The following is a 22,793-nucleotide window of genomic DNA, read 5'->3' as shown; positions in this document are numbered from 1 at the left end:
AGGATGATCGACGCGTACGGAGATCCCGGCATACCTGATACGCGCGGCGGCTGGCGCTACCTGTGGTGGCTGGCGCTGCGCCAGCCGGGGCGCTCGCTGGCCGGCGCGGTGTTCGGCTCGGCGTGGCTGGTGCTGATGGCGGCCCAGCCGTATCTGCTCTCGCGGGCGGTGGACGACGGGCTGGTGCCGGGACGGCTCGGGGTGCTGGCCGCCTGGACCGGCGCGATGTTCGTGACCGGGGTGGGGTGCGCGTGGCTGAGCATCATGCGGCACCGCACCATGACGCGGGTCCGGATGGACGCCAACTTCCGCACGGTGAAGCTGGTGGTGGAGCACGCGGCCCGGCTGGGTGCCGCGCTGCCGCGCCGGGTGGGGGCCGGTGAGGTCGTCACCGTCGGGGTGGGCGATGTGCAGACCCTGGCGCAGGCGCTGACCGTGATGGGGCCGGGCGTCGGCTCGGTCGTCGTCTACTCGGTGGTGGCCGCGCAACTCCTCACGATCTCCGGCTCGGTGGCCGCCGTGGTGCTGCTGGGCGTGCCGGTCATCGCGCTGCTCACCGGCCCGCTGACCCGGCGCCTCCAGGGCACCGAGACCGAGTACCGGGAGCGCCAGGGCATCCTCACGGCGCGCATCGGCGACCTCGCGGGCGGCCTCAGGGTGCTGGGCGGCCTCGGCGGCAAGTCGCTGTTCGCGGACGCCTTCGCCAAGGACTCCGGGCGGCTGCGGGAGCAGGGCTACCGGGTGGGCGCGGTGACCAGCTGGGTGCAGGCGCTCGGGCTCGGCCTGCCGACGCTGTTCCTGGCGGCGGTGACCTGGCTGGCGGCCCGGCTGGCCGCCGAGGGCGCGATCACGGTGGGCGAGCTGGTGTCGGTGTACGGGTACGCGGCCGTGCTGATCGGCCCGGTCGCCTTCTTCGTGGAGATGAACTACGACCTGAACCGCGCGGTGGTCGCCGCCCGCCGCGTGGTCGCCCTGCTCCGGCTGGCGCCCGAACCGGACGACGGCACGCTGACCGCCCCGGAGCACCCGGCCGAGCTGCACGACCCCGCCTCGGGCGTCCGGGTGGCGCCGGGCCGGCTGACAGCGCTGGTCGCGGCCCGCTCCGCCGACACCGCCGCCGTCGTCGACCGGCTCGGCCGGTACGGGCCGACCGAGGCGCTGTGGGGCGGCGTACGCCTGGACGCGGTGCCGCTTGCCGAGGTGCGCGCGCGGGTGCTGGTCGCGGACAACGAGGCCGACCTGTTCGCCGGGCCCCTGCTGGACACGGTGTCCGCCGGGCGCGAGGCGGACGAGGCGGCGGTGCGCCGCGCGGTGCGGGCGGCGGTCGCCGAGGACGTCGTACGGGGGCTGCCCGAGGGGCTGGACACGGTGGTGTCCGGGCAGGGCCGCAGCCTCTCCGGGGGCCAGCGGCAGCGGGTCCGGCTGGCGCGGGCGCTGCTGGCCGACCCCGAGGTGCTGCTCGCCGTGGAGCCGACCTCGGCGCTGGACGCGCACACCGAGTCGGCGGTCGCGCACCGGCTGCGCGAGGCGCGGGAGGGCCGTACGACGGTGGTGACCTCGACCTCGCCGCTGCTGCTGGACGTGGCGGACACGGTGCTGTTCCTGGTCGACGGCAAGGTGGCCGCGAGCGGCCCGCACCGGCTGCTGCTGGACCGCGAGAAGGGCTACCGGGCGCTGGTGGCAAGGGACTTGACCGACGGGGAGGTCTCACGGTGACGACGGACACGGGAGCGCTGCCGGTCGCGGACCGGGGCACGGTACGGCGGGCGGCCGCGCGGCTGGTGCGCGCCGACGGGCGGGCCTTCGCGGGCGCGCTGGCGCTGAACGCGCTGGCGGCCGGTGCGGGCATCGTCGGCCCCTGGCTGGTCGGCCGGATCGTGGACGACGTACGTGCCGGGCGCGGGGTAGGTGCGGTGGACCGGCTCGCGCTGTGGATTCTGCTGTGCGCGCTGGCCCAGCTGGTGCTGGCCCGCTGGGCGCGGTACGTGGCGCACCGGTTCGGGGAGCGGACGCTGGCGCGGGTGCGCGAGACCTTCGTGGAACGGCTGCTGGGGCTGCCCGCCTCGGTGGTCGAGCGGGCCGGCACCGGTGACCTGACGGCGCGCGGCACGGCGGACGTGGCGACGGTCGGCACCACGCTGCGGGACATCGGCCCGGAGCTGCTGGTGTACGCGGTGCAGGCGCTGTTCGTGCTGGGCGCGGTGTTCGCGCTCAGCCCGTGGCTGGGCCTGTTCGGGCTGCTCGGGCTGACCCCGGTGTGGCTGGCGGTGCGCTGGTATCTGCGGCGGGCGCGGGACGCCTATCTGGCCGAGGGCGCGGCGACCTCGGCGGTCGCGGAGATCGTGGCGGCCACGGCGGCGGGCGCCCGCACGGTGGAGGCGTTCCGGCTGGAGAGGACACGTACGGCGGCGAGCCGGGAGGCGCTGGAGCGGTCCCGGCGCAGCCGCTACCGCACGCTGGGCCTGCGGACGGTGTTCTTCCCGTCCGTCGAGATCTCGTACACGATCCCGGTGGCCGGGGTGCTGCTGGTCGGGGGGTGGCTGCACGGGCGCGGGCTGATCGGGCTCGGCGCGGTGGTGGCCGGGGCGCTGTACCTGCGGCAGTTCACCGACCCGCTGGACATGGTGCTCATCCGGCTGGAGCAACTCCAGTCCAGCGGGGCATCGTTCGCCCGGGTGGAGGGCATCGCCGAGGCCCCGCGCGCCCCGGTGGACACCACGCGGACTCCGGCCGACGACCGGATCGAGGTGCGCGGGGTGCGGTACGCGTACGAGCGGGGCGGTGAGGTGCTGCGCGGGGTGGACCTGACGGTCCGGCCCGGTGAGCGGCTGGCCGTGGTGGGGGCGTCCGGCGCGGGCAAGACCACGCTGAGCCGGCTGCTGGCCGGCATCGACGCCCCCGCCTCGGGCTCGGTCACGGTGGGCGGGGTGCCGGTCGCGGAGCTGACGCCCGCGCGGCTGCGCCGCCAGGTGGTGCTGGTGACCCAGGAGCACCATGTGTTCCTCGGCTCGGTCCGGGACAACCTGCTGATCGCCGAACCCGGCGCATCGGACGAGGAGTTGTGGCGGGCACTGGCGGCCGTGGGCGCGGACGGCTGGGTGCGGGAGCTGCCCGAGGGGCTCGACACCGGGCTCGGCCAGGGCGGCACAGTGACCGACGGCTCCCAGGCGCAGCAGCTCGCGCTGGCCCGCGTGGTGCTGGCCGACCCGCACACACTGATCCTGGACGAGGCGACCGCCCTGCTCGACCCGGCCACCGCCCGGCACACCGAGCGGGGTCTGGCCGCGGTGCTCGCGGGCCGCACGGTGATCGCCGTCGCGCACCGGCTGCACACCGCGCACGACGCGGACCGGGTCGCGGTGATGGAGGACGGTCTCGTCACCGAACTGGGCACGCACGACGAACTGGTGGCGGCGAACGGCGCGTACGCGGCGCTGTGGCGCACCTGGCACGGGGACGACGACGCGGCCTGAGAGCCCGCCACACACATCCTCAACACGCGTGTAATAAAAGGGAGTTGGTACGGGAGGCACGCCTTCCGGCCAACTTCCCGACGCGCTCCTGACAGGCCCCCCGCTCCCCTGTCACTCTTCCCACGACCGACTCACAGCGACCGCACAGCGCTCACGCGTCCCGCGCCACCCCGCGCCCCGACGCGCGCCCCGCACCGCCCTGTTCTGCCCCGGACGCCCCATCCCCCCGTCCGGTCTCCCTCGGCCGCGCGACCGGCGGCCACGCAGAAGGAGTCAGTGTTGAGCAGCAGCCCCTCCAGCACCCCCGCCCTCAGACGTGTCTCCCCGCGCCGCCGTACCGCCACCGTCGCCCTGGCCGGTGTCGCCGCGCTCATCGCCGCCGCCGTCCAGTCCGGCGCGGCGACCGCGGCCTCGGCCGCACCCCGGCCGGGCAAGGCCGACCCCGCCCACACCTCCGTACGCCTCACCGCCGCCCAGCGCGCCGGACTGATCCGGGACGCCGACGCCGGCCGGACCGACACGGCCCGCTCGATCGGGCTCGGCGCCCGGGAGAAGCTCGTCGCCCGCGATGTCGTCAAGGACGGCGACGGCACCCTGCACACCCGCTACGAGCGCACCTACGCGGGCCTGCCCGTGCTCGGCGGCGACCTGATCGTGGACACCGCACCCTCGGGCGCGACCAGGCGCGTGGTGAAGGCGTCCGGTGCCGCCCTGAAGGTCACCGGTCTCACCCCGGCCGTACCGAAGGCCACGGCGGAGCGGCAGGCGGTGGCCCGCGCCAAGGCGCTCGGTGGCACCAGGCCGGCCGCCGACAGCGTGCGCACGGTCATCTGGGCCGCCACCGGCAAGCCGGTCCTCGCCCACGAGACGGTGGTCGGCGGCCTCCAGGACGACGGCACCCCGAACGAGCTGCACGTCATCACCGACGCCACCACCGGCAAGAAGCTCTACGAGTACCAGGGCGTCCGCACCGGCGTCGGCAACACCCAGTACAGCGGCCAGGTCCCGCTCACCACCACCCAGTCCGGCTCCACGTACACCCTGACCGACGGCGACCGGGGCGGCCACAAGACGTACAACCTCAACCGGGGCACCTCCGGCACCGGCACCCTGTTCTCGCAGTCCACGGACACCTGGGGCAACGGCACCGTCTCCGACCCGGCGACGGCGGGCGCGGACGCGCACTACGGGGCGGCGGTCACCTGGGACTTCTACCAGGACACGTTCGGCCGCAGCGGTATCAAGAACAACGGGGTGGGCGCCTACTCCCGTGTGCACTACGGGAATTCGTATGTGAACGCCTTCTGGAGCGACTCCTGCTTCTGCATGACCTACGGCGACGGCTCGGGCAACGCGGACCCGCTGACCGCGCTGGACGTGGCCGGGCACGAGATGAGCCACGGCGTCACCTCCAACACGGCCGGGCTCAACTACAGCGGTGAGTCGGGCGGGTTGAACGAGGCGACCTCCGACATCTTCGGCACCGGCGTGGAGTTCTTCGCCAACAGTGCCGCCGACCCCGGTGACTACCTCATCGGCGAGAAGATCGACATCAACGGCGACGGCACCCCGCTGCGTTACATGGACAAGCCGAGCAAGGACGGCGCGTCCAAGGACAGTTGGTACTCCGGTATCGGCGGGGTGGACGTGCACTACTCGTCCGGCCCGGCGAACCACTTCTTCTATCTGCTGAGCGAGGGCAGCGGCGCCAAGGTGATCGACGGGGTCTCCTACGACTCCCCCACCGCCGACGGTCTCCCGGTCACCGGCATCGGCCGGGACAAGGCCCTCCAGATCTGGTACCGGGCGCTCACCACCAAGTGGACCTCCACCACCAACTACTCCGGCGCCCGCACCGGCACCCTGGCCGCCGCCGGTGAGCTGTACGGCACCACGAGCGCCGAGTACGCGGCCGTGCAGGACGCCTGGGCGGGCGTCGGGGTCGGCACCCGGCCCGGCGGCGACACGGGCACCTCGTACGAATCCACCACGCCGGTGGCGATCCCGGACAACGGTCCCGCGATCACCTCGGACATCACGGTCACCGGCAGGAGCGGAAACGCGCCAAGCAACTTGCGCGTGGCCGTGAACATCACCCACACCTGGCGGGGTGACCTGGTGATCGACCTGGTCGGCCCGTCGGGCACCTCGTACCGGCTGAAGAACTTCAGTTCCTCGGACTCCGGGGACGACGTGGACGAGACCTACACCGTCGATGCATCGGCCGAACCCGCCGACGGAACCTGGAAATTGAAGGTGCAGGACCAGGCTGCGCAGGACAAGGGCACCCTCAACTCATGGAAGGTCACCTTCCCGTAGACCACCCTCCGCCGCCCCTCGCGGCCGGTGAACGGGTGCCGTCCGGAGGGTGAACAGCCCTCCGGACGGCCCCCGTTCACACGCCCGCAACAACATCAAGACGCAGTGTTTCAGCCAACATCACCACAGGGTCATGACATGTACGCGTCCCTGGTGCCACGCTCTCCCCACCCGCCGCAGCACAGCGACTTCAGTACGCACCACCCGGCCAGTGACCCCACGCTGGCCGACGCCCCCACGTCAAGGAGCTACTGTGAGCCCTCTCTACGCGCGTCACAAGCGCACCACGCTCGTCATCGCCACCGCCGTCGCCGCCGGTGCCCTTCTCTCCACGGGCATGTCCTCCAGCGCGAGCGCCGAGAACAAGACCCTGGCCGGTGCCCCGACGCTGCTGTCGGCCTCGGCACGCACCACGCTGATCCAGCAGGCGCAGTCCGACGCCCCGGAGACCGCCCAGCGCATAGGTCTCGGCGCCAAGGAGAAGCTGGTGGTCAGAGACGTCGTCAAGGACGTCGACGGCACCGTGCACACCCGTTACGAGCGCACCTACGCGGGCCTGCCGGTCCTCGGCGGCGACCTCGTGGTGCACACCGCCAAGTCCGGCAAGGCCGAGGGCGTCACCAAGGCCACCAAGGCGGCCATCAAGGTGGCCTCGCTGAAGCCGCAGATCACCGCGGCCAAGGCGGAGAAGCAGGCCGTCGGCGCCGCGAAGACCCTCGGCTCCGCCAAGTCCGCCTCGGACGGTGCCCGCAAGGTCATCTGGGCCGGCTCCGGCAAGCCCGTCCTCGCCTACGAGACGGTCGTCGGCGGCCTCCAGGACGACGGCACCCCGAACCAGCTGCACGTCATCACCGACGCCGCCACCGGCAAGAAGCTCTTCGAGTACCAGGGCGTCGAGAACGCGACCGGCAAGACGCTGTACTCCGGCACGGTCACCCTCAACTCCGTGCAGTCGGGCTCGACGTACCAGCTCACCGACAGCGCCCGGGGCAACCACAAGACCTACAACCTGGCCCGCAAGACGTCCGGCACGGGCACCCTGGTGTCCAGCACCACCAACGTCTTCGGCACCGGCACCGCCTCCAGCTCCTCCTCCGACCAGACCGCGGCCGCCGACGCCGCCTACGGCGCGGCGGAGACCTGGGACTTCTACAAGAACACGTTCGGCCGCAACGGCATCAAGAACAACGGCGTCGGCGCCTACTCCCGCGTCCACTACGGCAACGCCTACGTGAACGCGTTCTGGGACGACTCCTGCTTCTGCATGACCTACGGCGACGGCTCCGGCAACGTCGACCCGCTGACCTCGCTGGACGTCGCGGGCCACGAGATGAGCCACGGTGTCACCTCCAACACCGCCGGCCTGAACTACTCGGGCGAGTCCGGCGGCCTGAACGAGGCCACCTCGGACATCTTCGGCACCGGCGTGGAGTTCTACGCCAACAACGCCTCCGACCCCGGTGACTACCTCATCGGCGAGAAGATCGACATCAACGGCGACGGCACCCCGCTGCGCTACATGGACAAGCCCAGCAAGGACGGCGGCTCGGCCGACTACTGGTCCTCCTCGGTCGGCAACAAGGACGTGCACTACTCGTCCGGCGTCGCCAACCACTTCTTCTACCTGCTGTCCGAGGGCAGCGGCGCGAAGACGATCAACGGGGTCTCGTACAACTCCCCGACCTACAACGGCTCCACGGTCACCGGCATCGGGCGCGCCAAGGCGCTCCAGATCTGGTACAAGGCGCTGACCACGTACATGACCTCCACCACCAACTACAAGGCGGCCCGCACGGCGACGCTGAACGCGGCCTCCGCGCTCTACGGCTCCGGCAGCGCCGAGTACAACGCGGTGGCAGCGGCCTGGTCCGGCGTCAACGTCAGCTGAAGTATCAGTAGTTGAGACTGGGCGCCCCCTGGGAAGGTGATCTTCCGGGGGGCGCCCTAGTCTGGTGCCCATGTCCTCGGCGCCCTTCACCTACGAGCCGGTCGGCGCGACCCGCGACGATCTCGCCGTCTGCCCGCCCGGCTTCCACCACCTCTTCTCCCGCACCCGCATCGGCGAGGGTCCGGGTGTCTTCCGCCGGGCCACGGAGGCGGTCCTCACCTGGGAGATGCACCGGGCGATGGGCGTCGGCATCGAGACCACCGCCGAGCGCGCGGCCCCCGGAGCCGAGGTCATGGTCAGCCTCGCGGGCCTGATCAAGGCCCCCTGCCGGGTCGTCTGGACCGCGGACGAGCCCCGCCGCGCGGGCTGGGCCTACGGCACGCTGCCCGGCCACCCGGAGGACGGCGAGGAAGCCTTCGTCGTCGAGCGCACCGGCGACGGCACCGTCTGGCTCACGGTCGCCGCCTACAGCCGCCCCGCCAAGTGGTACACCCGCACCGCCGGCCCTGTGGCCCGAGCCCTCCAGCACGCCTACGCCCGCCGCTGCGGCGCCACCCTGAAGCGGCTGTGCGCGGACGAGGACGAGAGCTAGACCTCTGCGGCCGGCGCGTCCCGCACCGCGGGCTCGACGGCGGTCAGCACGCTCCAGGAGCCCCCGCCGTCCAGCTTCTTCCGGGCGCCGACGGGGCCGGCCGTCATCTCCACGGTGGCGCGGTCCCGGTCCGTCGTGACGGTGACCCCCAGCGCCACGTCGATGCCACCGGGCCCGCCGTACCGCACGGCCAGCCTGCCGTGCGTGAACTCCACGACCTCCCCCACCCGGGGCGCGGGCACCCCCTTGAGCGTGTGCAGCACGGTGTCCGTCACCTCGTACGCCGTGGTCCCGGGCCGTTTGGGCACCTCGACCCGCCCGGTACTCGGCACGACGGCGGCACCGCCGACGATGAGCACCACGGCGACCAGGGCGACGGAGAGCCGGCGGACGGCCGCGAACCAGTAGCTGGACATGAGGGCTTGCGAGTCCGTCTCCGTCGTCGGAGGCTGTCGGAGAGTGTCGGAGGGTGAACGGTACGGCCCACCCTCCGACGGCGGACCCTCAGCGCAACAGCACCCCCGCCGATTCCACCGCCTCCTCCGGCGGTGCGGTCACGAGGCCGGTTTCCGCTGTGGAGGCGAGGAGGCGGTGGGTGGGGAGGATGCGGACGGTGTAGCCGAAGGGGCCGGTGCGGTCGAGGAAGAGGGGGCCCTCGTAGAGCCAGCGGCCCTCCAGGTCGGGGTTGCCGACCGGCTTCAGCGGGACCGTGCTCGCGTCGGTGATGCGGTCGCCGGAGTCGACCCGGCCGGACACCACCTGGACCTCCACGTCGTCCGGGGTCAGCTCGCCGAGCCCCACCCGCACGCGGAGCACGACACTGGAGCCCAGCTCCGCCGTGGCGGTGGGCGCGGTGGTCTCCACGTGGTCCACGCTCACCCCCGGCCAGGCGGAACGCACCCGCGCCTTCCAGCCCGCCAGTTCGCGCGCGGTGTCCGGGGCGAGGGCGCGGTGGGCCTGGGCGGCCGGGGCGTAGAGCCGCTCGACGTACTCGCGGACCATGCGGCCGGCCAGCACCTTCGGGCCGAGCAGGGTGAGGGTCTGGCGGACCATCTCGATCCACCGGTCGGGCAGCGAGGCCCGGCCGCGCTCGTAGAAACGGGCGGTGACCCGGCCCTCCAGCAGTTCGTACAGCGCGGCGGCCTCGATGTCGTCCCGGCGCTCGTGGTCGGTGGACGCGCCGTCCGCCGTGGGGATGGCCCAGCCGAAGTCGGGCTGGAACCACTCGTCCCACCAGCCGTCCAGCACCGAGAGGTTGAGACAGCCGTTGAGCGCGGCCTTCATCCCGGAGGTGCCGCAGGCTTCCAGCGGGCGCAGCGGGTTGTTCAGCCAGATGTCGCAGCCGGGGTAGAGCTTCTGCGCCATCCCCATGCCGTAGTCGGGCAGGAACACGATCCGGTGCCGCACGCGCGGGTCGTCCGCGAACCGCACCAGTTCCTGGACGAGCTTCTTGCCGCCGTCGTCCGCCGGGTGCGCCTTGCCCGCCACCACGATCTGCACCGGCCGCTGCGGATGCAGCAGCAGCTCGGTCAGCCGCTCCTTGTCCCGCAGCATCAGCGTCAGCCGCTTGTACGACGGCACGCGCCGGGCGAACCCGATGGTGAGCACGTCCGGGTCGAGCACCCCGTCGATCCAGCCCAGCTCGGCGTCGGCCGCCCCGCGCTGCCGCCAGGAGGCGCGCAGCCGGGACCGTACCTCCAGCACGAGCTGTTCGCGCAGGGTGCGGCGCAGCTCCCAGATCTCCTGGTCCGGGATCTCCGCGACCGCGTCCCAGCGCTCGGAGCCGCCGACGGTCAGCGCGTCCTCGGCCCGCTGCACACCGAGCTGCCGGGAGCCGAGCCGCAGCACCTCGGGGGCGACCCAGGTCGGGGCGTGCACGCCGTTGGTGACCGAGGTGATCGGCACCTCCTCGGCGTCGAACCCCGGCCAGAGCCCGGCGAACATCTCCCGGCTGACCTGGCCGTGCAGCAGGGACACCCCGTTGGCCCGCTGGGCCAGGCGCAGGCCCATCACGGCCATGTTGAACAGGCCCGGCTCGCCGCCGGGGTACGTCTCCGTGCCCAGCCCCAGCACCCGGCGCGGGTCGAGCCCGGACAGCTCGGCGTCGGGCCCGAAGTGCCGGGCGACCAGCTCCCGGTCGAAGCGGTCGATCCCCGCGGGCACGGGGGTGTGCGTGGTGAACACCGTCCCGGCCCGTACGGTCTCCAGCGCGGCGTCGAAGTCCAGGCTCCCCTTGTCCGGCCTGCCCAGTTCGGCGATCCGCTCAAGACCGAGGAACCCGGCGTGCCCCTCGTTGGTGTGGAACACCTCCGGCTCGGCGTGCCCGGTGAGCCGGCAGTAGGCGCGCACCGCGCGGACACCTCCTATGCCGAGCAGCATCTCCTGGAGCAGCCGGTGTTCGCTGCCGCCGCCGTAGAGCCGGTCGGTGACGCCGCGTTCGGCGGGGTCGTTCTCCTCCACGTCGGAGTCGAGCAGCAGCAGCGGGACCCGGCCCACCTGCGCCACCCAGATCCGGGCGTGCAGGGCGCGGCCGCCGGGCAGGGCGAGGGAGACGCGGGCGGGGGTGCCGTCGTCCTCCTTGAGCTGGGTGAGGGGCAGCTCGTTGGGGTCGAGGACGGGGTAGTGCTCCTGCTGCCAGCCATCGCGCGAGAGGGTCTGGCGGAAGTAGCCGTGCCGGTAGAGCAGCCCGACGCCGATCAGCGGGGCGCCCAGGTCGCTGGCGGCCTTGAGGTGGTCGCCGGCCAGGATGCCGAGGCCGCCGGAGTACTGGGGCAGGGCCGCGGTGATGCCGAACTCGGGCGAGAAGTACGCGACCGCCGCGGGCAGCCCGTCGCCCTGCTGCTGGTACCAGCGGTCGCCGGTCACGTAGTCGTTCAGGTCGTCGGCGACCGCGGTCAGGCGGCGCAGGAAGCGCCGGTCCTCCGCCAGTTCGGCGAGCCGGGCGGGGCTCACCCGGCCCAGCAGCCGCACCGGGTCGCCCTCGGCGGCGGCCCAGTGCCCGGGGTCGACGGACTGGAACAGGTCGCGCGTCTCCGCATGCCAGGACCAGCGCAGGTTGCGCGCCAGGTCGCTGAGCGGCCGGAGGGGTTCGGGGAGAACTGGACGGACGGTGAACCGACGGATCGCCTTCACATTCCACCTCGGACGCGTCGCATGGTGAGACGCACGGCGCTGTACGTCTCGTCGTCATTGTCGACGGTAGTGGTTACCGAGGCGTCACCGAGGACGCATCCGGGTGAAGCGGCCCGAATACGGCACATCCGGTACGCAGGGGAAAGGAGCGCGGACGAGGGGCGCGGGGGGCGCAAGCGCCGGGAAGCACCAAGAGACACCGAGAGGCACCGAGAAGCACCGGGATTTGGCCGAACCCCGCCGTACCGGGGGGAGTCAAGGCACGCCGGGCGGGAATCCGGGAGACGTAAGGCCGGGCTCGTACACAGCTGTACGCGCGAGTAGTTAACCAAAGTTCCGGATTGCCCACCCGAACCGGGTGGGAAGGCTCCCCCGGTACGACGCACCAGGCACCACAGCACCGCAGCAGGAACCGTCGCCCGCACACCCGGCCCACACCCATGTCGACGCGGACAGGAGCGGTCATGCCCGCCACGCACCACTCGTCAGCACCGGTGACCCCCGGCAAGGCGGCCGGCAGAAAACCGGCCCGGCCGGCCCGCAAGGCGCCACCCCCGGACCCGCCCCGGACCGCCGGGCCGGAAGGAGACCGGCCCGTGACGGGCCGTATCCCGGTCCTGGACGTGCGGCCGGTGGTCCAGGGCGGGCGCAGGCCCGCGAAGGCGGTGGCCGGCGAGGTCTTCGAGGTGTCGGCCACGGTGTTCCGCGAGGGGCACGACGCGGTCGCCGCCGATGTCGTGCTGCGCGACCCGGAGGGCCGCCCCGGCCCCTTCACCCCGATGCGCGAACTCGCCCCCGGCACCGACCGCTGGGGCGCCACGGTCAGCGCGGACCGGCCCGGAAACTGGACCTACTCGGTGGAGGCGTGGTCCGACCCGGTCGCCACCTGGCGCCACACCGCCGAGATCAAGATCCCGGCCGGCATCGACACCGAGGCGGTGCTGGAGGAGGGCGCGCTGCTGTACGAGCGTGCGGCGGCCGGGGTCCCGGCGGAGCACCGGGCCACCGTGCTGGACGTGGTCACGGCCCTGCGCGACGAGGACCGCCCGGCCGCCTGGCGGCTGGCCTCGGCCCTGGCCCCGGAGGTCTCCGAGGTGCTGTCCCGCCACCCCCTGCGCGAACTGGTCACGGCCTCCGACCCGCTCCCCCTGCTGGTGGAGCGCCAGCGGGCGCTGTACGGCTCCTGGTACGAGTTCTTCCCACGCTCCGAGGGCACGGTCGACCAGCCGCACGGCACCTTCCGGACGGCGGAGAAGCGTCTGGAGGCCATCGCGGAGATGGGCTTCGACGTGGTGTACCTCCCGCCGATCCACCCGATCGGGACCACGCACCGAAAGGGCCGCAACAACACCCTGACCGCGACCCCGGACGACGTCGGCGTGCCGTGGGCGATCGGCTCCCCGGAGGGCGGCCACGACGCCGTCCACCCGGATCTCGGCACCCTGGACGACTTCGAGCACTTCGTGGACCGGGCACGGGAGTTGGGCCTGGAGGTGGCCCTGGACTTCGCGTTGCAGTGCTCCCCGGACCACCCGTGGGTGGAGAAGTACCCCCAGTGGTTCCACCACCGCCCCGACGGCACGATCGCGTACGCCGAGAACCCGCCGAAGAAGTACCAGGACATCTATCCCATCGCCTTCGACGCCGACATGGACGGCCTGGTCACCGAGACCGTGCGGGTGCTCCGGCACTGGATGGAGCACGGTGTCCGCATCTTCCGCGTCGACAACCCGCACACCAAGCCCGTGGTGTTCTGGGAGCGCGTGATCGGCGAGATCAACCGCGCCGACCCCGATGTCATCTTCCTGGCGGAGGCGTTCACCCGCCCGGCGATGATGCACACCCTCGCCCAGGTCGGCTTCCAGCAGTCGTACACCTACTTCACCTGGCGTAACGACAAACAGGAGTTGACGGAGTACCTCACCGAACTCTCGGGGGAGGCGGCCGCCTACATGCGGCCCAACTTCTTCGCCAACACCCCGGACATCCTGCACGCCTATCTCCAGCAGGGCGGGCGCCCGGCCTTCGAGGTGCGCGCGATCCTCGCGGCGACCCTCTCCCCCACCTGGGGCATCTACAGCGGCTACGAGCTGTGTGAGAACGAGCCGTTGAAGTCGGGTAGCGAGGAGTACTGGGACTCGGAGAAGTACCAGCTCAGGCCGAGGGACTGGGAGGCGGCCGCCCGCGAGGGCCGCACCATCGCCCCCCTCATCACCCGGCTCAACCAGATCCGCCGGGAGAACCCGGCACTGCACCAGCTCAGGGACATCCACTTCCACCACGCGGACCAGGACGGAGTGATCGTCTACTCCAAGCGCAGTGGTTCGAACACGGTTCTGGTGGTCGCCAACCTCGACCCGCACCACACCCAGGAGGCCACGGTCTCGTTGGACATGCCGCAACTCGGCCTCGACTGGCACGAGTCGGTGCCGGTGCGCGACCTGCTCACCGGCGAGTCCTATCACTGGGGCAGGGCCAACTATGTGCGACTCGAACCGGGTCGTCGACCCGCGCATGTGTTCTCGGTTCTGCGACCGTCCAACCCGCGGATCGGAGGGTCACCCGCCATATGATCGTCAACGAGCCCGTTCCCGACACCTTCGAGGACACCCCGGCCAAGGACCGGGACCCGGAATGGTTCAAACGTGCCGTCTTCTACGAGGTCCTGGTCCGTTCCTTCCAGGACAGCAACGGCGACGGCGTCGGTGACCTCAAGGGTCTGACCGCCAAACTCGACTATCTGCAATGGCTCGGCGTGGACTGCCTCTGGCTCCCGCCGTTCTTCAAGTCCCCCTTGCGCGACGGCGGTTACGACGTCTCGGACTACACGGCAGTGCTCCCCGAGTTCGGGGACCTCGCGGACTTCGTGGAGTTCGTCGACGCCACCCACCAGCGGGGCATGCGCGTCATCATCGACTTCGTCATGAACCACACCAGCGACCAGCACCCGTGGTTCCAGGAGTCCCGCAACAACCCCGACGGCCCGTACGGGGATTACTACGTCTGGGCCGACGACGACAAGCAGTACCAGGACGCCCGGATCATCTTCGTCGACACCGAGGCGTCGAACTGGACCTACGACCCGGTGCGCAAGCAGTACTACTGGCACCGCTTCTTCTCGCACCAGCCGGACCTCAACTACGAGAACCCGGCCGTGCAGGAGGAGATGATCTCGGCGCTGAAGTTCTGGCTGGACCTCGGCATCGACGGGTTCCGGCTGGACGCGGTGCCGTATCTCTACCAGCGCGAGGGCACCAACTGCGAGAACCTCCCCGAGACCCATGACTTCCTGAAGCGGGTCCGCAAGGAGGTCGACGAGCAGTACGCCGACAAAGTCGTGCTGGCGGAGGCCAACCAGTGGCCCGAGGACGTGGTCGACTACTTCGGCGACTACTCCACCGGCGGCGACGAATGCCACATGGCCTTCCACTTCCCGGTCATGCCCCGCATCTTCATGGCCGTCCGCCGCGAGTCCCGCTACCCGGTCTCGGAGATCCTCGCCAAGACCCCCGCCATCCCCACCAACTGCCAGTGGGGCATCTTCCTGCGCAACCACGACGAGCTGACCCTCGAAATGGTCACCGACGAGGAACGCGACTACATGTGGGCCGAATACGCGAAAGACCCGCGTATGCGCGCCAACATCGGCATCCGCCGCCGCCTCGCCCCCCTCCTCGACAACGACCGCAACCAGATCGAGCTGTTCACCGCCCTGCTGCTCTCCCTGCCCGGCTCGCCGATCCTCTACTACGGCGACGAGATCGGCATGGGCGACAACATCTGGCTCGGCGACCGCGACGCCGTCCGCACCCCCATGCAGTGGACCCCCGACCGCAACGCCGGCTTCTCCTCCTGCGACCCCGGCCGGCTGTTCCTGCCGACCATCATGGACCCCGTCCACGGCTTCCAGGTCACCAACGTCGAAGCCTCCATGTCCTCCCCGTCCAGCCTCCTGCACTGGACCCGCCGCATGATCGAGATCCGCAAGCAGAACCCCGCCTTCGGACTGGGCTCGTACACCGAGCTGGTCTCGTCCAACCCGGCGGTGCTCGCGTTCCTGCGGGAGTACGAGGACGACCTCGTGGTCTGCGTGCACAACTTCTCGCGGTTCGCGCAGCCCACCGAGCTGGATCTGCGCCAGTTCACCGGGCGGCACCCGGTGGAGCTGTTCGGCGGGGTGCGCTTCCCGGCCGTCGGCGAGCTGCCGTATTTGCTGACCCTGGCCGGGCACGGCTTCTACTGGTTCCGGCTGCGCCAGGACGCCGTGTAGTCCGGGCACTTGTGATCGAGCGGGGCGGCGGACACCGGTTTCCGCCGCCCCGCTCGGGGCACCGTTCAGTAACACCCCGACGACCCGGGGAAAGGACGTGACGCCCATGGCGGAAACGGTCACCCCCTCCAGCACGTCAGGTACCACGACCGAGCTGCTCGAATCGCTCGATCCCCTGTTGCGCGAATGGCTGCCCCGGCAGCGCTGGTTCGCCGGGAAGGGGCGCGCGGTCACCGGTTTCGACCTGGTGGCCGCCACCGAACTCCTGCCTTCTGAGGGGAGGTTGGGTCTTTACCACGTACTTCTACGCGTCCACCAGCCGCCGGTGCCGGGCGCCCTCCCGCAGCCCGGTGACTGCTACCAGTTGCTGATAGGCGTGCGCGAGGCGCTGCCACCCCGGCTGGCGCCCGCGCTGATCGGCCATGTCGTGGACGGCCCGCTCGACGGCCGCACGGTCTACGACGCCCTGTACGACCCCCGGCCCGCCGAGGTACTGCTGGAGGCCCTGCGCACCGGCGCCCGCGTCGGCGCGCTGAGCTTCGAGCGGGACCCGGCGCACGAGATCCGGGACCAGCTGGTGGCCCGGCTGATGACCGCCGAGCAGTCCAACTCCTCGGTGGTGTACGGAGATACGTTCATCCTCAAGCTGCTGCGCCGGGTCACCCCCGGCGTCAACCCCGACCTGGAGCTGCCGCTCGCGCTGGCCCGCGAGGGCTGCGCGCGGGTGCCCGCGCCGGTCGCCTGGCTCCGCGCCGACCTGGACACCGAGCCGTACGTCCTCGCGGTGCTCCAGCCCTTCATGAACGGCGCGAGCGACGGCTGGGAGCTGGCCCTGCGCGAGCTGGCCAAGGGCGAGGACTTCACCCGGGAGGCGCGGGAGCTGGGCCGGGCCACCGCCGAGGTGCACACCGCGCTCGCCCGCGCCCTGCCGACCGTCACCCTCGGCCATGCCCAACTGGAGCTGATGGCAGGCGGGATGACCGAGCGGCTGACGGCCGCCGTACAGGCGGTGCCCGCGCTGCGGCCGTACGAGACCGGGCTGCGCTCGGCCTTCGAGGCGCTGGCCGACCTGGCCCGGGAGGGCCAGACCTGGACCGCGCAGCGGGTGCACGGCGATCTGCACCTCGGGCAGTGCCTGCGTTCGCCGGGCGACGGCTGGTCGCTGATCGACTTCGAGGGTGAGCCGTCCCGCCCGCTGGCCGAGCGGCGCATGCCGCAGCCGGCGGTGCGCGACATCGCGGGCATGCTGCGCTCCTTCGACTACGCCGCCCACTCCGCCAAGACCCCGGCGCCCGACTGGGCCCACGCCTGCCGGGCCGCCTACTGCACCGGGTACGCCGAGGTCACCGGCCGCGACCCCCGTACCGACCCGGTGATGCTGCGCGCGTACGAGACCGACAAGGCGATCTACGAGGTCGTCTACGAGGCCCGGCACCGGCCCGAGTGGCTGCCGGTCCCGATGTCGGCGGTGCGCCGTCTCGCCACGCCCGACCTGTCATGAGCCCGACCTGACCCCGACCGGGAGACTCGTCCGTGACGTCCAAGAAGCCAGCCGGCCCGAAGAGCAAGTCCGGCAAGAAGCAGGCCAAGTCCTCGCAGGCGGCCCCGGCGAAGCAGGTCCGGGCGAAACCCGGCAGGCAGGCGGACTCGCCGGAGAACGCGCCCGCGATCCCGAAGGCGCGTACGCCGGAGGTGCCCGCGGTCTCCCCCGCCCTGGCCCCGGCCGACCGGGAGCGGCTGCTCGCGGGCACGCATCACGACCCGCACACCGTGCTGGGCGCGCACCCGGTGCCCGGCGGGGTCGCCTTCCGGGTGTTCCGGCCGTACGCGGAAGCGGTGACCGTCGTCTTCGACGACGTGCGGGCGGAGCTGACCGACGACGGGCAGGGCTTCTTCTCCGGCCTGCTCCCGCTGACCGAGGTCCCGGCCTACCGGCTGCTGGTGTCGTACGACGGCACGGCGCACGAGACCGAGGACCCGTACCGCTTCCTGCCGACGCTCGGCGAGCTGGACCTGCATCTGCTGGGTGAGGGGCGGCACGAGGAGCTGTGGCAGGCGCTCGGCTCGCGGGTGCTGACCCTGCAGGGCGTGACCGGGACCCGGTTCGCGGTGTGGGCGCCGAACGCGCTCGGGGTGCGGGTCGCGGGCGGCTTCGACTTCTGGGACGCGACCGGCTTCCCGATGCGCTCGCTGGGCTCGACCGGGGTGTGGGAGCTGTTCGTGCCGGGGGTCGGGGAGGGTGAGCTGTACAAGTTCGACATCACCCGCCCGGACGGCTCGCACACCCTGCGCGCGGACCCGATGGCCCGCCGTACGGAGGTGCCCCCGGCCACGTCCTCGATCGTGGACGTCTCCCGCCACGAGTGGGGTGACGCCGAGTGGATGGCCCACCGCGCGGACCGCCCGGTGCACGAGGCACCCTTCTCGGTGTACGAGGTGCACCTGCCGTCCTGGCGTCCGGGACTGACGTACAGGCAGCTTGCCGAGCAGCTGCCCGCGTACGTCGGTGATCTCGGCTTCACCCACGTCGAGTTGATGCCGGTGGCCGAGCATCCCTTCGGGGGTTCCTGGGGGTATCAGGTCACCGGGTTCTACGCGCCGACGGCTCGGCTCGGTACGCCCGACGACTTCAAGTACCTGGTGGACAAGCTGCATCAGGCGGGCATCGGGGTGCTGATGGACTGGGTGCCCGCCCATTTCCCGCGCGACGAGTGGGCGTTGGCCGAGTTCGACGGGCGCCCGCTGTACGAGCACGGTGATCCGCTGCGGGCCGCCCATCCGGACTGGGGCACGCTGGAGTTCGACTTCGGGCGGCGCGAGGTGCGGAACTTCCTGGTCGCCAACGCGGTGTACTGGTGCGAGGAGTTCCACATCGACGGGCTCCGGGTGGACGCCGTCGCCTCGATGCTCTACCTGGACTACTCGCGCGAGGCGGGTCAGTGGACGCCGAACGAGTTCGGCGGGCGGGAGAACCTGGACGCGGTCGCCTTCCTCCAGGAGATGAACGCCACCGTCTACCGGCGCTGCCCCGGCGTGGTCACCATCGCCGAGGAGTCCACCGCCTGGGACGGCGTGACCCGGCCGACCCACCACAAGGGGCCGAGCGGCTTCGGCGGGCTGGGCTTCGGGCTGAAGTGGAACATGGGCTGGATGCACGACTCGCTGGCGTACATGAGCCACGAGCCGGTGCACCGCAAGTACCACCACCACGAGATGACCTTCTCGATGGTGTACGCGTACAGCGAGAACTACGTGCTCCCCATCTCCCACGACGAGGTCGTGCACGGCAAGCGGTCGCTGGTCTCCAAGATGCCGGGCGACTGGTGGCAGCAGCGCGCCAACCTGCGCGCCTACCTGGCCTTCATGTGGGCCCACCCGGGCAAGCAACTCCTCTTCATGGGACAGGAGTTCGCGCAGGGCGCCGAGTGGTCCGAGGCGCACGGCCCGGACTGGTGGCTGCTGGACCCGGCCTACGGCGCCGAGTCCGAGCACCGGGGGGTACGGGAGCTGGTCCGCGACCTGAACACCGCGTACCGGGCGACCCCGGCCCTGTGGGAGCGGGACACCGATCCGGCGGGGTTCGAGTGGATCGTCGGGGACGCGGCTGAGGACAACGTCTTCGCCTTCCTGCGCCGTGACGCCGAGGGTGGCCCGCTGCTGTGCGTCGCCAACCTCTCCCCGCTGGCCCGCCACGACTACCGCCTCGGCGTCCCCGACGACATCCCCGCCTGGCACGAGACCCTCAACACCGACCTCGCCCGCTACGGCGGCAGCGACGTGGCCAACCAGGGCACGGTCAAGCCCGAACCCCAGCCCTGGCACGGCCGCCCGGCCAGCATCCGCCTGACGCTGCCGCCACTCGCGGCGGTGTGGCTGCGGCCGGCCTGAGACCGCGACCGTCCGGGGACCGGTGTGCGGGCCCCCGGACGGACCCCGGTCACCCCTTCAGCGCCGCCGGGACCTCGCCGGTGTGCAGTACACCGAGGCGCTGGGTGGCGCGGGTGAGGGCCACGTAGAGGTCGCTGGTGCCGTAGGCGGCGGGGTCGACGACCAGGACCGAGTCGAACTCCAGGCCCTTGGACTGGCGGGGGTCGAGCAGGACCACGTTCCGGGTCAGGTCGGGCTCGCCGCCCGCCGTGACGCCGTCCAGCCGGGCGGCGAGGGCGTCGTGCAGGGCGCGCGGCGCGATGACGGCGAGCCGCCCCTCGGCTGGGGTCAGCTCGGCCACCGCCCGCTCGACCGCGCCGGGCAGGTCGCCGGAGGCGTCGCGCACCCAGGGCCGTACGCCGGTGGAGCGGACCGAGCTGGGCGGCTCGAAGTCCGGGTGCTCGGCGCGGACCACGGCGGCGGCCAGGTCCATGATCTCGGCCGGGGTGCGGTAGTTGACCCCGAGCCGGGTGTGCTCCCAGCGGTCCTCGACATAGGGCTCCAGGATGTCCGACCAGGAGCCGACCCCGGCCGCCTCGGCGGTCTGCGCGGGGTCGCCGACCAGGGTCATGGAGCGGGTCGGGCTGCGCCGCATCAGCAGCCGCCACGCCATCGGGGACAGCTCCTGCGCCTCGTCCACGATGATGTGCCCGAACGCCCAGGTACGGTCGGCGGCCGCGCGTTCGGCCGCGCTGCGGTGGTCGTCCTCCTCGTGCCGCTCGGCGAACCGCTCGGCGTCGATGATGTCGTGCGCGGAGAGCACCTCGGAGGACTCCGGGTCGTCCTCCTCCTTGTCGTCGAACTCGTAGGTGCGGGACGCGTACGACACGTCCAGCACGCCCTGCGCGTACGCGATCTGCGTCTCCCGCTCCCGGTCGGCGCGGGCGCGGGCCAATCGGTCGTCCTCGCCGAGGAGTTCGGCGGCCTCGTCCAGCAGGGGCACGTCGGCGACGGTCCAGGCGCGGGTGACCGGGCGGCGCACCGCGTCGGCGTCCCTGGGCGAGAGGTGGTCGTCGGGCTCGGCGAGGAAGTCCGCGACCAGCCGGCGCGGGGTGATCCGGGGCCACAACTGGTCGATGGCGGCCCAGACTTCGGGGTTCTCGGCGAGTTCGTCGCGGATCTGGGTGATGTCGGCGGGGTCGAGCAGGCTGCTGCCGTCGTAGGGGTCGGTGCCCACGCGCTCGGCGTACAGGTCGGTGAGGGTGTTGAGGATGTGCCCCTCGAAGTGCTCGCGGGCCGCGTTGTGCGGCAGCCTGGCCGCGCGGGTGCGCTCGCGGGCGGTGGCGGCCAGGCCCTCGTCGAGCATCAGCACCTCGCGGTCGTGCTCGACGGCGATCACCGGGTCGGGCAGCGCCTGCCGCTCGGCGACGACGGCGGCGAGCACGTCGGCCATCTCGGCGCGGCCCTTGACCACGGCCGCCTCCGGGGTGTCGGTGGCGGTGGCCTTCACGCCGGGGAACAGCTCCCCGACCGTGGCCAGCAGGACGCCGGTCTCGCCGAGCGAGGGCAGCACCTCGCCGATGTAGCCGAGGAAGGCGGGGTTGGGGCCGACGATGAGCACCGCGCGGCGGGCGAGCAGTTCGCGGTGCTCGTAGAGCAGGTAGGCGGCGCGGTGCAGGGCGACGGCGGTCTTGCCGGTGCCGGGGCCGCCCTCGACCACCATGACGCCCCGGTGCGGGGCCCGGATGATGTCGTCCTGCTCGGCCTGGATGGTCTGCACGATGTCGTTCATGCGGCCGGTGCGGGCGGTGTTCAGCGCGGCGAGCAGGACGGCGTCGCCGGTGGGGTCCTCGTGGCCGGTGCGGGTGTCGTCGCCGAGGTCGAGGATCTCGTCGTGCAGCGCGGTGACGGTACGGCCCTCGCTGGTGATGTGCCGGCGGCGGCGCAGCCCCATCGGGGTGTGGCCGGTGGCCACGTAGAAGGGGCGGGCGACGTCGGCGCGCCAGTCGATGAGGACGGGGGTGCGCTCGGTGTCCTCGCGGCGCAGGCCGATACGGCCGATGTGGTGGGTGGTGCCGTCGGCGAGGTCGATCCGGCCGAAGCAGAGCGAGCCGTCGACGGAGTTCAGCGCGGCGAGCAGCCCGGAGCGCTCGGCGACCAGGATGTCCCGCTCCAGGCGTGCCTGCTGGGGCTTGTCGCCCTGCGCGAGGGCGTCCTTGACGCCGGTCTCGGCGTCGCCGCGCAACTCGTCCACACGCTCGTAGAGTCCGTCGATGAATTCCTGCTCGAACCGCAATTCATCGTCCGGAAATTCGGTGTTTGACAATTCCACTCCCGCCCGCATATACTGTGCTCATCAGCTTCCGCATGACTTCTTCGCCAAAGCATCAGAAAGAAGTCGTGAACGGTCCAATATACCGAAAGAAATCCCCCGGGCGCCAATGCCCGGGGGATTTCTTTGCTTACGGGGCCTTGCTCAGAGCAGGTCGGCCAGCTCCTCCAGCAGCCTGCGCCTGGGGCGGGCGCCGACCATGGAGCGCACCGGCTCACCGTCCTGGAAGACCAGCAGGGTGGGGGTGGAGAGCACCTGGTAGGCGAGGGTGGTGGCGGGGTTGCGGTCCACGTCGAGCCGGACCACCTTCAGCCGGTCGCCCTCCGCGAAGGCGATGTCCCTCAGCACCGGCGCGAGCTGCCGGCAGGGCCCGCACCAGTCGGCGGTGAACTGCACCAGCACCGGGAGATCGGCCCGGAGCACCTCCGCCTCGAAATTCGCGTCCGTGACCTCGTCAAGACCGCTGATGACACTCATGCCTTTCGCCCTCCCAGCTCGCACACGGGTTCCGGGCCCCCCGGAACCAGCGCCTCGGCGGCCAGCCCGGCCCGCGCCTCCTCGGCCCGCCGCAACTGCCCCGCGACCGTCTCCCGCACCGCCGCCAGCTCCCCGATGAGCCCGTCCAGCTCCGCCAGCTTCCGCCGGTACACGTCCCGCGACGCCGGACACGCGTCCCCCTCCGCGTGCCCGGCCCGCAGACACTCCACGAAGGGGCGGGTCTCCTCGAGCTCGAAGCCGAAGTCCCTGAGGGTGCGGATCTGCCTGAGCAGCGTGAGGTCCCGCTCGTCGTACCACCGGTGCCCCTTGGCATCCCGCCGCGCGGGCAGCAGCCCCCGCGTCTCGTAGTACCGCAGCGCCCGCACGGTCGTCCCGGCACGCTCGGCCAGCTCACCGATTCGCATGGGCCTGACGGTAGGGGG

14 protein-coding genes are annotated in these 22,793 nt (G+C 71.9%); 9 read left to right on the top strand and 5 right to left on the bottom strand.

The genetic code is table 11. From position 1 onward, the window contains the following. Positions 1-3 precede the first annotated feature (3 nt). From D0Z67_RS20390 to D0Z67_RS20370, 5 genes are all read left to right on the top strand, one after another. Positions 4-1,716: an ABC transporter transmembrane domain-containing protein gene (locus tag D0Z67_RS20390; protein ID WP_031181699.1), complete on the top strand. Its 1,713-nt coding sequence runs from the start codon at positions 4-6 to the stop codon at positions 1,714-1,716. Continuing rightward, the gene (locus D0Z67_RS20385) at positions 1,713-3,473 is read left to right on the top strand and encodes an ABC transporter ATP-binding protein (RefSeq protein WP_031181698.1); all 1,761 of its coding nucleotides are present in this window, start codon (positions 1,713-1,715) and stop codon (positions 3,471-3,473) included. The genes D0Z67_RS20390 and D0Z67_RS20385 overlap by 4 nt, the downstream gene beginning before the upstream one ends. 276 nt (positions 3,474-3,749) lie before the next feature. After that, positions 3,750-5,792 carry a M4 family metallopeptidase gene (locus tag D0Z67_RS20380; RefSeq protein ID WP_107059593.1) on the top strand — a complete coding sequence of 681 codons (2,043 nt, stop codon included), beginning with the start codon at positions 3,750-3,752 and terminating at the stop codon, positions 5,790-5,792. Positions 5,793-6,045: 253 nt separating this feature from the next. Beyond that, a complete protein-coding gene (locus D0Z67_RS20375; protein ID WP_031181696.1) occupies positions 6,046-7,680 on the top strand; it encodes a M4 family metallopeptidase in 1,635 nt (544 codons plus the stop codon). Between the two features lie 70 nt (positions 7,681-7,750). After that, positions 7,751-8,272, top strand: a complete 522-nt coding sequence (locus D0Z67_RS20370; RefSeq protein ID WP_031181695.1) for a DUF1990 domain-containing protein — start codon at positions 7,751-7,753, stop codon at positions 8,270-8,272. Here the strand turns inward: D0Z67_RS20370 and D0Z67_RS20365 are convergent. Both D0Z67_RS20365 and D0Z67_RS20360 read right to left on the bottom strand, forming a co-directional pair. Then, entirely contained in the window at positions 8,269-8,688 is a 420-nt protein-coding gene (locus D0Z67_RS20365; RefSeq protein ID WP_031181694.1) for a hypothetical protein, read from the bottom strand. The two genes, D0Z67_RS20370 and D0Z67_RS20365, sit on opposite strands and share 4 nt — an antisense overlap. Positions 8,689-8,776: 88 nt before the next feature. Further along, complete coding sequence (locus D0Z67_RS20360) at positions 8,777-11,404, bottom strand: glycosyltransferase family 1 protein (RefSeq protein ID WP_031181693.1); 2,628 nt, start codon at positions 11,402-11,404, stop codon at positions 8,777-8,779. 464 nt (positions 11,405-11,868) lie between these two features. On the opposite strand from D0Z67_RS20360, the gene D0Z67_RS20355 reads away from it, so the two are divergent. The 4 genes from D0Z67_RS20355 (at position 11,869) to glgB (ending at position 19,562) form a co-directional block, all read left to right on the top strand. Then, positions 11,869-13,977, top strand: coding sequence for an alpha-1,4-glucan--maltose-1-phosphate maltosyltransferase (locus D0Z67_RS20355; protein ID WP_131589677.1), 2,109 nt, complete (start codon positions 11,869-11,871; stop codon positions 13,975-13,977). Continuing rightward, the gene (treS, locus tag D0Z67_RS20350) at positions 13,974-15,674 is read left to right on the top strand and encodes a maltose alpha-D-glucosyltransferase (protein ID WP_131589676.1); all 1,701 of its coding nucleotides are present in this window, start codon (positions 13,974-13,976) and stop codon (positions 15,672-15,674) included. The genes D0Z67_RS20355 and treS overlap by 4 nt, the downstream gene beginning before the upstream one ends. 106 nt (positions 15,675-15,780) lie before the next feature. Beyond that, positions 15,781-17,175, top strand: a complete 1,395-nt coding sequence (locus D0Z67_RS20345) for a maltokinase N-terminal cap-like domain-containing protein (RefSeq protein ID WP_031181286.1) — start codon at positions 15,781-15,783, stop codon at positions 17,173-17,175. Positions 17,176-17,207: 32 nt separating this feature from the next. Then, entirely contained in the window at positions 17,208-19,562 is a 2,355-nt protein-coding gene (glgB, locus tag D0Z67_RS20340) for a 1,4-alpha-glucan branching enzyme (protein WP_078873304.1), read from the top strand. A gap of 49 nt (positions 19,563-19,611) precedes the next feature. Here the strand turns inward: glgB and D0Z67_RS20335 are convergent, their stop codons facing one another. The 3 genes from D0Z67_RS20335 to D0Z67_RS20325 form a co-directional block, all read right to left on the bottom strand. Then, the gene (locus D0Z67_RS20335; protein WP_199812175.1) at positions 19,612-21,885 is read right to left on the bottom strand and encodes a HelD family protein; all 2,274 of its coding nucleotides are present in this window, start codon (positions 21,883-21,885) and stop codon (positions 19,612-19,614) included. 132 nt (positions 21,886-22,017) lie between these two features. Next, a complete protein-coding gene (locus D0Z67_RS20330) occupies positions 22,018-22,350 on the bottom strand; it encodes a thioredoxin family protein (protein ID WP_031181283.1) in 333 nt (110 codons plus the stop codon). After that, entirely contained in the window at positions 22,347-22,775 is a 429-nt protein-coding gene (locus D0Z67_RS20325; protein WP_031181282.1) for a MerR family transcriptional regulator, read from the bottom strand. Before D0Z67_RS20325 ends, D0Z67_RS20330 begins: the two co-directional genes overlap by 4 nt. Positions 22,776-22,793: the final 18 nt, after the last annotated feature.

Source organism: Streptomyces seoulensis (assembly GCF_004328625.1).
Lineage (GTDB): Bacteria > Actinomycetota > Actinomycetes > Streptomycetales > Streptomycetaceae > Streptomyces > Streptomyces seoulensis.
Note: the sequence above shows the minus strand (reverse complement) of the source record. Positions and strands in the feature narration are given on the sequence as shown.

Coding starts and splice junctions, on each gene's coding strand:
- D0Z67_RS20390 (WP_031181699.1), top strand. CDS start 4: ATGATCGACGCGTACGGAGATCCCGGCATACCTGATACGCGCGGCGGC.
- D0Z67_RS20370 (WP_031181695.1), top strand. CDS start 7,751: ATGTCCTCGGCGCCCTTCACCTACGAGCCGGTCGGCGCGACCCGCGAC.
- D0Z67_RS20365 (WP_031181694.1), bottom strand. CDS start 8,688: ATGTCCAGCTACTGGTTCGCGGCCGTCCGCCGGCTCTCCGTCGCCCTG.
- D0Z67_RS20355 (WP_131589677.1), top strand. CDS start 11,869: ATGCCCGCCACGCACCACTCGTCAGCACCGGTGACCCCCGGCAAGGCG.
- treS (WP_131589676.1), top strand. CDS start 13,974: ATGATCGTCAACGAGCCCGTTCCCGACACCTTCGAGGACACCCCGGCC.
- D0Z67_RS20345 (WP_031181286.1), top strand. CDS start 15,781: ATGGCGGAAACGGTCACCCCCTCCAGCACGTCAGGTACCACGACCGAG.
- D0Z67_RS20335 (WP_199812175.1), bottom strand. CDS start 21,885: ATGCGGGCGGGAGTGGAATTGTCAAACACCGAATTTCCGGACGATGAA.
- D0Z67_RS20330 (WP_031181283.1), bottom strand. CDS start 22,350: ATGAGTGTCATCAGCGGTCTTGACGAGGTCACGGACGCGAATTTCGAG.
- D0Z67_RS20325 (WP_031181282.1), bottom strand. CDS start 22,775: ATGCGAATCGGTGAGCTGGCCGAGCGTGCCGGGACGACCGTGCGGGCG.